This is a genomic window from Weissella sp. DD23 (assembly GCF_001579105.1).
Taxonomy (GTDB): domain Bacteria; phylum Bacillota; class Bacilli; order Lactobacillales; family Lactobacillaceae; genus Weissella; species Weissella cibaria.
The window spans coordinates 1-11,926 of record NZ_KQ970402.1 but is presented as its reverse complement, the minus strand read 5'-3'; the positions used below and the strand labels follow the sequence as shown (position 1 = coordinate 11,926).

At 41.5% G+C, this 11,926-nt stretch carries 11 protein-coding genes; 9 read left to right on the top strand and 2 right to left on the bottom strand.

What is annotated here, in order from left to right; translation table 11 throughout:
* Positions 1-3,188, bottom strand: a 3,188-nt coding sequence (locus WEIDD23_RS11645) for an SEC10/PgrA surface exclusion domain-containing protein (RefSeq protein WP_062359074.1), incomplete at its 3' end; no start/stop codon positions are given.
* A gap of 1,124 nt (positions 3,189-4,312) precedes the next feature.
* Between WEIDD23_RS11645 and WEIDD23_RS11640 the strand changes: the two genes are divergently transcribed.
* From WEIDD23_RS11640 to WEIDD23_RS11600, 9 genes are all read left to right on the top strand, one after another.
* Positions 4,313-4,567 (top strand): hypothetical protein, encoded by a 255-nt coding sequence (locus tag WEIDD23_RS11640; RefSeq protein ID WP_062359073.1) that lies wholly within the window; start codon positions 4,313-4,315, stop codon positions 4,565-4,567.
* A 44-nt stretch (positions 4,568-4,611) separates the two neighbouring features.
* Positions 4,612-4,983 carry a hypothetical protein gene (locus tag WEIDD23_RS11635; RefSeq protein ID WP_062359072.1) on the top strand — a complete coding sequence of 124 codons (372 nt, stop codon included), beginning with the start codon at positions 4,612-4,614 and terminating at the stop codon, positions 4,981-4,983.
* Between the two features lie 11 nt (positions 4,984-4,994).
* Complete coding sequence (locus WEIDD23_RS11630) at positions 4,995-6,428, top strand: FtsK/SpoIIIE domain-containing protein (RefSeq protein WP_062359071.1); 1,434 nt, start codon at positions 4,995-4,997, stop codon at positions 6,426-6,428.
* Between the two features lie 285 nt (positions 6,429-6,713).
* Positions 6,714-7,709 (top strand): Rep family protein, encoded by a 996-nt coding sequence (locus tag WEIDD23_RS11625; RefSeq protein WP_062359070.1) that lies wholly within the window; start codon positions 6,714-6,716, stop codon positions 7,707-7,709.
* 76 nt (positions 7,710-7,785) lie between these two features.
* Positions 7,786-8,148, top strand: coding sequence for a hypothetical protein (locus WEIDD23_RS11620; RefSeq protein ID WP_062359069.1), 363 nt, complete (start codon positions 7,786-7,788; stop codon positions 8,146-8,148).
* A gap of 236 nt (positions 8,149-8,384) precedes the next feature.
* A complete protein-coding gene (locus tag WEIDD23_RS11615) occupies positions 8,385-8,909 on the top strand; it encodes a hypothetical protein (RefSeq protein ID WP_062359068.1) in 525 nt (174 codons plus the stop codon).
* A 23-nt stretch (positions 8,910-8,932) separates the two neighbouring features.
* On the top strand, positions 8,933-9,223 hold the full coding sequence (locus WEIDD23_RS11610) for a hypothetical protein (protein ID WP_062359067.1): 291 nt from the start codon (positions 8,933-8,935) through the stop codon (positions 9,221-9,223).
* Positions 9,224-9,441: 218 nt separating this feature from the next.
* Positions 9,442-10,467 (top strand): DNA adenine methylase, encoded by a 1,026-nt coding sequence (locus WEIDD23_RS11605; RefSeq protein ID WP_347474456.1) that lies wholly within the window; start codon positions 9,442-9,444, stop codon positions 10,465-10,467.
* A 64-nt stretch (positions 10,468-10,531) separates the two neighbouring features.
* A complete protein-coding gene (locus WEIDD23_RS11600) occupies positions 10,532-11,131 on the top strand; it encodes a hypothetical protein (protein WP_062359066.1) in 600 nt (199 codons plus the stop codon).
* A gap of 119 nt (positions 11,132-11,250) precedes the next feature.
* Here the strand turns inward: WEIDD23_RS11600 and WEIDD23_RS11595 are convergent.
* A partial coding sequence (locus tag WEIDD23_RS11595) for an LPXTG cell wall anchor domain-containing protein (protein WP_156469651.1) occupies positions 11,251-11,926 on the bottom strand: 676 nt, incomplete at its 5' end.

The following is an 11,926-nucleotide window of genomic DNA, read 5'->3' as shown; positions in this document are numbered from 1 at the left end:
GCTTGGGCGTCCACAACCGCTTGCTTAGCGTCATCAACAGCCTTATTCAAAGCCGTCATGTCTTGTGCCTTAACCAAAGCGTCTTGGGCGTTCGTCAAGGCTTGCTTAGCGTCAGCCAACTTAGCTTGTGCGTCAGTCAAACCTTGCTTAGCGTCAGCCAACTTAGCTTGGGCATCAGCCAAACCTTGCTTAGCATCTGCCAGCTTGGCTTGCTTTTCAGTAACCACAGCATTTGCCTTGTCCAAATCAGCATGTGCTTGTTCTGCTACAGCCTTAGCTTGGGCAACCTTAGCGTCAGCAATCTTGACGTTTTCCTTAGCAGTCGCCAATTCAGCTTGTGCGTCAGTCAACGCCTTATCTGATACCGTTACCTTAGCTCGTGCATCAGAGACAGCTTGCTTGGCATCAACAACCGCTTGCTTAGCGTCAGCCAACTTAGCTTGGGCGTCTGCCAACGTTGCTTGTGCTTCGGCCAATTGGTCGTTAGCCTTAGCCAACTTTGCCTTAGCGTCAGCCAATGTTGCTTGCTTAGCCGTCAAATCAGTCGTTGCCGTTGCCAATGCCTTTTGGGCGTTCGTCAAATCAGTTGACGCTTGTTGTGCAACAGCGTTGGCTTGTGCGACCTTGGCGTCAGCAACCTTGGCGTTTGCTTGGGCGGTCGTCAAGTTATCGTTAGCCGTTGCCAATGTTGCTTGCTTATCGGCCAAATCAGCTTGGGCTGTCGTCAAATCTTGGTTTGCCTTATCAGCCGTTGCTTGGGCAGTTGCTTGCGTTGCCGTGTCAGTTGCCAATTGCGTTTGTGCCGTTGCCAACGTCTTGTCAGCTGAGTCAGCCGTTGCTTGAGCCGTCGTTTGCGTAGCCGTTGCGTCGTCCAAACCAGCTTGTGCAGTCGTCAACGTTGCTTGCTTATCAGCCAAATCAGCTTGTGACGTCTTAGCTTGGGCTTGTGCGTCTGCCAAGGCTTGCTTCAATACGTCAGCAATGTTCTCTGGTTCAGGCAAAGCTTCGTCACCTTGCACGGCGTACTTGTCACCGGGTACGTCGTTCACGTACATGAAATCAAAGATAAACGTTGACATTGAGTCCTTAGCGTCCTTTTGTTGAACAGCAGTACCCATGTACAAGTGCCAACCGTCTACGTTTTCAGCTTCACGCAAAAATGCAATTCGGTGTCCCCAGTTAGACCCAGCGTCATCAAACAACATACGTGAAATCATGTTGTAAATCGCAACCTTCAAACCAGTCATTGTGTAAGACGTGTTGGCCTTATTGTCGCCCATCAAGTCCAATTGTGGTGTTGCAATGTTTTGTGGTGAAGCAGAGCTGTTCACGTTGTTAACGTTGTAGCCAGCCTTAAGGGCATCGTTGTAAATGGCTGACGTACTTGAGTGAATACCATTGTAGTAGTCAGCACCCGTCCCGTTCAATTGGTCGGCAATGATACCGTCACCGTAACGCTTAATTGCGTCGTTAATGGCTGTTTGTGTCATCATCGTTGACCCCTTAATTGGGTCAAGACCGAGCGTTGCACGGTATGAGTTAACCAATTGCAATGCGTAACGTGACAATTCTTGTTGTTGTGCCGTCGTCATAGGCTTTGAAATATCAACAACTTGGTCGCCGTCGGCTGTACTTGCACGGGCATAGTTAATCGTTGAAATCGTAGTAGACGTTGGCTTCGTGGCGTTTGTCTTACCGCTGTCAGGAACCACGATTGATTGTGGCTCTTCACCCGGACGCGTCACTGTTGTGGCCTTATCGAAACCAGTAATATATGACAATTGTTCCTTCTTCTCATCAGTCATCTTGTCAGAATTTGAGATATAACCCTTGTGTTGCTCATCACTCTCAAAAGGTGCCTTTTCGTGTGGCAAGTTGTCCACGTTTGCTTGGGCGTCCTTAACGTTTTGGGCATCCGTGTCAGCCTTTGTCTTAGCCGTGTTAACTGCTTGTTGTGCACCATCAACCGTTGCTTGGGCGTCTGAAACAGCTTGTTGTGCCTTAGCCAAATCAGCGTCAGCCTTGTCCTTAGCTTGTTGTGCCTTGGCAACGGCGTCCTTGTCGGCATTCGTGGCTTGTTGTGCCTTAGCCAAATCAGCGTCAGCCTTGTCCTTAGCTTGTTGTGCGGTATCGGCCGTTGCTTGGGCATTGTCCTTAGCTTGTTGTGCCTTGTTAGCCTCAGCTTGGGCGTCAGTCAACGCTTGGTAGGCTGGGTCATTTTGCGCATCAGTCACAGCCTTATCAGCGTCGTTCTTAGCTTGTTGTGCGTTATCAGCTGTCGTTTGAGCGTCAGTCTTGGTTTGTTGCGCCTTATCAGCGTCAGCTTGTGCCTTATCCTTAGCTTGTTGCGCCGTGTCAGCTTGAGCTTGTGCAGTATCAGCGTCCTTGTCAGCTACGTCGACAGCTTCTTGCGCTGTTCCAGCATCAGTTTCAGCCTTAGTTTGCTTGTTTTGTGCGTCGATAACAGCTTGGTTGTTGGCGTCTGCTTGCTTTTGAGCTTCGTTAGCCTTAGCTTGGGCGTCCTTTTCAGCTTGGTAAGCTGGGTCGTTTTGGGCGTTAGTGACGTCCTTGTCAGCTGAATCAGCTGTCTTTTGGGCGTCGTCGGCGATTGCTTGGGCGTCCTTGACACCTTGTTGGGCATTGTCAACACCCGTTTGGGCGTCAGATACGCCTTGTTCAGCGTTAGCAACTGCCGTATTAGCATCGTTTACACCAGCTTGGGCGTTGTCCACACCAGTTTGGGCGTCAGCAACATTTTGTTGTGCCTTGGCAATCACGGCTGGTTGGTTGTCAACAGCTTGTTGTGCTGTATCAACCGCTGTGTTAGCGTCTGCAACGGCTTGCGTGCCAGCGTCAACGTTAGCTTGTGCATTATCAACACCTTGTCGTGCCTTATCAGCGTCAGCTTGGGCGTTGGCGACATCTTGTGTACCAGCATCGACGTTAGCTTGGGCGTCGTTCACACCTTGTTGGGCGTTGTTCACATCAGCTTGGGCGTCAGTCACACCTTGTTGCGCGTTGTTAACATCTTGCTTAGCTGAATCAACAGCTGACGTTGCCGTGCTTTCTTGTGACGTTGCCACTGGTGCTGGTTGTTCTTGTGTGTCATCGGCGTGTGCGTCGACCGTTGCGATACCCGTAGCCACCGTTGCGACGGCTAGTGCAGTTAGATTTTTCCCATTACTCATTAAACAAACTCCTAGAATGTATATTTGTAATTAATATTATCATAAATTACGTACAGCCCCATTCAGTACTACTATATTAAGGACGAGTGACGAATTTTTTATTTATTTTCATTTAGTACAGAAAATAAAATAAAAAATTGGTATAGCAGCTAGAGTTATTATCATTCAAAAATTTTCGTCATCATTTTTAAATTTGTATGTGCATGTATATACATTTGCCTGTTGTGATGTAATTCTCATCGAGGTATTATATTGGTATAGAAAAAAATTAAATAAAAAAACAGCTAATTGACTTTTACATCAATCAGCTGTTCCACCCGATAATCGTCTCTCCCTGGCAGTTGAACACGATTATCAATTTATCTTTAATTCGATAAACTAATTATAACACAAACGTTATAAGGTTCAAACAATTAAAGATAAAATTAAGCAAGGCGCTGGGTGAACATCATCTGGCGCCTTTTTCTATTGCTTAACGGCTAGACACCGTTACTAGTTATCCCAATTAAGGGGGCGGAAAATGCACCGCTTTAATTCAACGGCATTCCCTGCTCAGTCACAGACTATGATTGTTCGGGGGTATGGGAAGCGCAACTAAGGACACTGCCTCTGGCTTCCAACATGGTGACATGAAAAGGCTACGTGATTACATCTGGTAATCATATGCTGAACTGGGCTTGTGGGTGGCAAAACATCGCCGAGAATCAACGTATAACGTAATTCTGGACGGTCTACGGAGCCTTATTGGCTCACACCAGCGGGAAACCGCTAAAAGGCAGGTATACGGCTCCTGACGCCTTAAAAGTGTGAGATTGAACTAGTCTTGTTATCGACGGTGCGAAAACTCTGAGAAGCGTTTTTACAGATGTTGATACAGTTCATTTATTGACGCTTATGGGTGAACTGTATTCTCAAATAGCTCAAATCTTTCAAAGCGTTGATTTGGTTTGGTTGTCAATGATTTTTACTGATGAAATCAATTGATTAAGGCCTGCCGGCTTTGAGGCTGCTAATTGCCCTGAATACACTCCAAGCGGGGTACAAACTGCAATGGGCTTCACTTTATCAAACTCTGTACAGCGTGCGTAAGAAGCACGTTAGAAAGGAACACGGGTGACATATAAATGTCAAAACGAATTCAAACACGAGTAGATGTATCAGTCATCATGCTCACAGCACTAATCGATGATGATTATCAAGTATTAAACAGCTTTTTAGAACCGTTTAGTGAAACGAACTTAAAGCGGTCAGCAACAGGCAGTATCAACAAGACCTACATGATTAAATCATTGGCGCATTACCTTGATTTACGTGTTACGCCAACACAGCTAATGCAACGTTTATATGCTTATTTGGTTAATGAGAACCAATTACAATAACACTAAAACACACTACACACACAGAAATTAAAGAGGTATCACATATGATGATTAACAAGACACAGCGCAAAACAGGCAAGGACTTGATGAAGGCTGAATTAGGTATTGAAAGCCTAAACGAGGCACACCCAACACTATTGTCAACTTTTGACACGATGTCGCCAGTTTATGAGTATGAAGACGGTAAGCGCACAGACAAAATCATTGGTTATAAAGCTGATGTACTTTTGTCAGGTCTTGGCGTTATTTCGGTCAAGTTGCCATCCGATGAAGTCACAGCTAATCAATCTGTTTATAAAGAGTTAATGCCAATCACGTTTGTTGATGATGACATGTCCGAAGTGAATGGAAATCTTTATTTCCGAGCGTCAGCAATCAAGCCAGCAACGTCACGCCCTGCTATTGATGTGAAATAAGGGGTAAGTCAGTGGACGTACAACGATATAACCCAGAGTTCAAAACAGGGGAGCGCCGCCAAACGCTTGTACGTCGTGCCGTTGATTTAAGCATTCTCACAGGAGCAATCACAATGTTGATTGCTTTTTTATTAACAAAGGGAATTGCTTATATCAACCAACCGACTGTGCAAACTCATTACCCACTGGTTAACCAATTATTGCCGATTATCAAGAAAATAACGTCAATTTTGCAACTCACTAGCGAAGCCTGCTTACTTGTGTCAGGCTTGCTTATTCTAGTTTTCTGGCTAGTCCCAAGCAGATTGTCACTGAAACAAAAGATTAACAGTCGATTGCTTGACGGTAACGCCAGTTCAATCATGCGGAGTGGTATGAAACTGCCAACAATCAAAATCAGTCATGTTAAACGGTCATTGCTATCAATCAAGTCATTGCAAATAGACATGTCATTAACGAGCTTGGACGTTGAACGCTTTGACCGAATGGCAATCGGGCGTTTAATCACTGGTTTGTGGTTCAGAAATTTATCAGTTGTTGATATGACCACGTCAGTGGATCAGACCACTGCAACGATTAAAATCGAGAATGCACACACTGATTGGCAAATCAAAGCAAGTTCATTTGCAGACTTGCAACCAAAGAAACGTGGCACATTCTTAATCGACAAGCGCACAACAGCCGACTGGCTTGTAGCGCCACACATGTTAATTAGTGGTAAGACACGTTCAGGAAAAACGATGTTCTTGGTGCATTTGTTAGCAAGTCATTTGCATGTGACCCGCAAAGAACAAGATGTACCCGATGAGATGAAATCGGTTGTGTCGATGATTGACCCAAAGGGCCAAGACTTCGCACGATTTAGGCAATTGCCTAACATGGTCGTAGGTTTAGACCCGATTGCAATCTTTGAGCAAGTGGAAGCATTTGAAAAGCATATGACTGCCCGCATGGAGTATTTGGGGGACACGGGACAACGATGGCAGGACGTGTTCGAGTCGTCAATCTTGGTGTTAGACGAGTATGCGTCAATTGGTGTCTCATTTGGGACAATCACTGATAAAGAGTTATCAAAACGCTACAATGCCAAGGAATTCAACGCCATGATGTTACGTCTGATAAGTCGAGCAGCGTCATCTGGTTGCTTCATTGTCGTGTCGATTGTGCAGGCTGATAGCACCTTGTTGCCAACCAACGTGAGAGCGCAATTTCTTAATCGATTGGCTATGAGACCTGACGCCGAAAGCATTACTTTCATGTTCGACAATGACGCCAAAGAGTTAGCAACGCAACAATTTACAGTGGGTCAAGGTATCTATGGCGATGTTTTAACACGTCCAAAAGTGATTAAGACGCCGTATCTTGATTTTGAGTGGCAATCCCCGTTGCTTGCATTGTTTAATGATTTTTTACAAGTAAGTGACCAAATGGAACACACAGAGTGAGGTCTCAATACGGTGGGCTACGTGCGGATAACCCGAAGGGGCAATACGTGCGTAGCCGAGAGTCTTGAGAATGGAATGTGTGTGTTCCATTTTGTGTCACTCTTGTTATAACTCATTAACTACAATCGTTTTTGCTCTAAGGGCTTGTCATAGAGCAAAAACAAAAAAAATACTCACTCGGCCACAACTCAACAACTTAAAGACATTTAACAACATCGTTATTGACACACAAAGTGGAACACTTTTTTTAATTGTTCCATTTTCTAACATAAAGGTGATTATGATATGAACAAAAAATACAGAACTTTTGGCTACACACAGCAACTTAGCCATTTGAACCAGAGACTTGAAGATTTTCCACGTTTGATGGAAGAAGCAGGTGTAGAGCAGTATGCCTACATCGTTCACGACAAAGACAGAACCGCTGACGGTGTCTTGAAAGCATCACACGTTCACGTTGTCATGAAGTTTGAAAACCCACGCAGTTTACAAGCTGTTAGTAAGATTTTTCATGATAGCCCCCAATATGTAGAGCTACCAAAGACCAGAAACGGCTATAACAACATGTTGGCGTATCTAACACATAGAACCAAAGGTGCCACCATGAAGCATCAATACGACCCAGACGCTGTGGCAGCGAATTTTGACTACTCTGACGCCTTAGAGAAGATTACAGCTAAGGTAGAACAGCGAGACAGTAAAACGCGCTTAGATGAGCTTTTAGAGCGTCTCATGGATTACAGCATAACTTATGAAGAAGCTGTTGGTGAATTAACAGCGAGTGAATTTTCACGTTATCACCAGCGATTAAAAGTAACTGCCGAATACGGTCGGCAACAGTACGCTAAACGATGGATTAAAGAGCATGAAGATAACCACAAACCTATTGAAGTGATTTGGATAACTGGCCCAGCAGGCAGTGGCAAGACCGTAGAAGCAAAGAAGATTGCACGAGAAAAGTCTGACAAAGACTTCTATGTGGCAGTAGGAGTTAGAGACCCGTTTCAACTCTACACTGACGAAAATGTGATTATTTTGGACGACCTGCGAGCTAAAACTTTTGATTACAACACACTTTTGCAATTGTTAGACCCGTTCAACTCGACCATGGCAGACGCCAGATATTCAAACAAAACGTTGATTGCAGACACAATCATCATCACAAGTGTGTACAGTCCACTGGACTTTTACCACATGTTAGTGCCTGAAATTTACAGAGACGTTGATACTTACAAACAGCTTGAACGAAGAATCAGCCAAATTATCCGAAAAAGATGTTGACATTCCCTATAAGGAACCTTATACTTGTACTCATAAAGAAAAATATTTATCAAACACTAATGGAGAATTAACAAAAATGACTAAACGCTTATTTGTACCCACAGTATATGCAATTGTAGAAACTCGTAACAAGGAATATTATCCTAACAGACAATATAAGGTGTCACTAGGATTTGAAAATGGTAGTGATGTTTTAGTTTTGAAAGTACAAATGCTAACTGATGGCCTGTTAAACGGTCGACTAGCACCTGCATATCCAATTGAGGACGTACCGTATATCAATCAGGCGTATTTAGAGTTAAGAGAAGCTTATTTTGCAATTCCTCAATCGATTAGAGGTTCAGTGACCGATAAAGAAGTAATGCTAAATACAACAGAATCTCATAAGCTTGACGTAAGTGAATATATGAAGTCGTTTGTGGAAGAAATGGAAGATTAACCAGCTTAATTCATAAGTGGCATTCCGGAGTATTATCTGAAGTATATTTTTTGGTGCATTAGTTAATGCATTTCGCCATTCGCTTAATTAGACATTTTAGACATCAACCGAAAATAATTAGACGTTTAGTGAACAACTGTTCAGTTATTAAGAATCGTCTAGATGTCTGTTTAGGATGGCGTTTGATGATACGGTGGTGTCAGACAAATGTTTATAGTGTATGAACGGAGGATATCATGCGTAAATTTGAAACTAAAACGGCATTAGCTAAGGAACTCAACATCACAAGAAGCACGCTATACTCACGTGCTAGTAAGTATGACGTGGATTTAAACAACTTAGACACTGATGGACTTACTGATGAGCAGATTAAGGTATTGTCAACGGATATGTCTGTATTATCAGACGTAGAGCTACAGAAGGAAGTTGGACGTTTGAAGGCCGAGATTGAACGTTTGAACAACCTAAACAAAAGCCTCAAATCTGAACGTCAGACTGCACAGACGGAGGCGTCATCTTACAAGGAGAAGTTTGAGGAACTGAATGCTGATTACATTGCGTCACTAAAGGAAGCCAATGAAAAGTATTACCGATTGTTTGACCAGTCACAGGTGCTGCAGCTTAACAATGGAGCTAATATGGGCGTTGAAAAGGCTATTGTTGATGGTGACGTGTCTGATGTTGCTAAGCGTTCAGACAGTCGGACAACCGATAATGATGTTGATAAGAAGGGGTTATGGAGTAGAATTTTTAATAAGTAAATGAAATAAGAGGAATTATTATTATGTACAAAGCAACAATAGAAATGGTTGATAAATTCACTAGAGGGAGTACATATTTGATTGACTCTAATATTGTTAAATTAGATAAACATTTAGAAATATCCTCGGATAGCATAAAGGAATTGAGAAACGAGTTATCAACCCGTTTGGGTGTTTCAATCGAAGTGTTAAAAAATAATACGTTTGGTTCCTTGTACCATGAGGGGGCATACAGCACAGAAGGTAATTCTAAAGTAATCTCGATTATTGTTACGGACGCTAACGGAAACTATGTTAAGTTGTTCGAGGACTGAGTGGTATAGATTGTGAAATTTGGTGACCTATGGCGCTTGTGCAGTGTATCAGAGGCGCCCAGATTGTTTTGTGAAATTGTCTGACTTCACAAGCAATCGTCAGCCCTTGGTAATGCTGGGACTTGAGATAATTGGGATTATGTAAACTCCCTTTGGTATACTTCTTTTTTGACAAAAATCGTATTTTTTGATTAAATAAGGAGCACGGGAGAAAATATATGTCAAAATTAACTGAGTTAGCTAAATTAAATGGGCTAAGTATGAAGCAATTATCAGTATTATCAGATATTAAATATACTACTTTGAAGTCAATGGAATTAACGGACGTAATAAGTTGGAAGAATGACTCAAAAGAGTCTATTGCCCATTCTCTGGGTTTAACTGTTAGTGATTTAGAAAACTTAATGCAAGGAGAAATTTTAGCTCCTTTTATTAAATGGGTAGGTGGCAAGAGACAATTAATACCGTCATTATTAAAATATTTACCTAAAGATGGGTTTGATAAATATTATGAACCATTTGTGGGTGGAGGAGCTTTTTTGCTGCGACTTGCACCTAAAACAGCGATTATTAATGACTCTAATTCCGAACTAATTAACACATGGAATGTTGTAAAGAATGACTTAGTTAATTTATCTATGCTGCTCAAAAATCATGAGATTAACGATAGTAAGGAATATTACTTAGCTATTCGGGGCGTTGATAGAACACGAGACTTTTTAAATATGAGTGATACAGAACGTGCAGCTAGATTTATTTATATGAATAAGGCCGGATATAATGGGCTATGGCGAGTGAACTCACATGGTCAAAATAATGTGCCGTACGGTCAACATAAAAAACTTAATTTGGTGACGGATTCATTAAGTAGTGTGTCTAGTTACCTTAATAGAGCTGATATTGAAGTTAGAAACTCTGATTATCGTAAATCAGTAAGCGATGCTAATAGAAATGATTTTGTATACTTTGACCCACCGTACATTCCCGTAAATCAAACATCATCATTTACTGGATATACACAAGATGGTTTTGGACTTATTCAACAAGAGCAACTACGTGATTTAGCATTAGAGTTAGCTGAACGAGGGGTTAAAGTAATGCTAAGTAATGCAGATGTTCCATTAATAAAGGATTTGTACTCTAATAAAGTGTTTAAAGTACATCATGTAGTGGCGAATAGGTTTATAAATTCCAAAGCTTCTTCGCGTGGTAAAGTTGGCGAAGTGATAATAACAACATATTGATTTAACAAAAAAATTATCTCTATAATTAGAAATAGTGTCTAATTATTAAGGAGATAATTTTTTTATGAAATCAGGTGGTGTTGGTGGAGCAAATACAAATAAAAATGGGTTGAAATTTGAAGAAAATACTGACTTATCAGCAAGAATTACTCGAGATTTAGTCGGCAAAATAAGTGTGAACCAAATTTCTGTTGAGCAGAGCGTTATTCCTTCAAAGAGTTTAGTGTTTGAAGTGATAGACGTTATGGATAATCACGTCATTGGATTAATAACAAAACAATATCAATTTTATAATGTTCTGAAAAACATATACGGCATTGATAACCAAAATAACAAGCGTTGGAAGCCAGACGAAGTTTTTTTTAATTTTGACACCAATACAGTTTTTATAGTTGAGAAAAAGTGGCAGCAGGGCCCAGGTTCAGTAGATGAAAAGATATTTGGTTTTGTAAATAAGAGACGTCTATATCAAAATAATTTCAATAAATTAATTGATGAACCTAAACCTGCTGTCGAATTCTCAGCATTATTCAATAAGAGTTGGTGGATAGATGGGGCTAATGGAAGAAATATGAGACAATATGCAGACTATTTTGATAATCTGCGTATAGATGGAGTGAAAATATTCTTTGATGAATACGATTATTGGTGGTTCGGGCTGTAAATATTTTTAATACTATTAATCAGGTAAATAATTAAATCAAAAAAAGGCAATAAACATATCTTAGCGATATACTTATTGCCTTTTTTAATTTAATTATTTTTATAAACTATCAATAATTACTAATTATCTCGCTTATTTTTACGAGTGAATGACATACCTAATGTTGCAGTAGCTAATAGCATAATACCACCGGCAACGGTGATACTTTCAGTCTTATCAACTCCAGTGTTTGGTAGTTCAATTGATGACTTTACAACATCAGCTGATTTTACGTTTAGTGACTTTTTAGCTGCCAGATACTCGCTACGTGTCATGTTTGTTTCTAGTGCTGTACGTAATAGTTCATCAGCTGGAGAAGTTACAATTTTCTGATGTTCAGGTTTTGTATCTGAAACGTGTGACGGTGTCTTTGTATTGTTATCAACATGCATATTAGGATTTAGCTTAGCGATTTCAGCCTTAGCATTGGCATCAGGCTTAACCTTATCATCAGCCTTAGCCTTGGCGTCTTGCTTAGCCTTTTCAGCCTTAGCTTCATCTTCCGCCTTTTGACGGGCAATTTCAGCTTCAATTGCGTTGACAATTTGTTGTGCCTTAGCCAACTTGTCTTGTGCGTTCTTCAAAGCACCTTGCTTTTCGGCAAGGGTTGCCTTCTTGTCAGCCAAAACTTGCTTAGCGTCGTCCAATGCTGATTGCAATTCTGCCAACTTAGCCTTAGCGTCGTTCAACTTAGCAATCGCGTCAGCATAAACACCTTGTGCGTTTGACAATGCTGTCTTTTCAGCGTCCAACTTT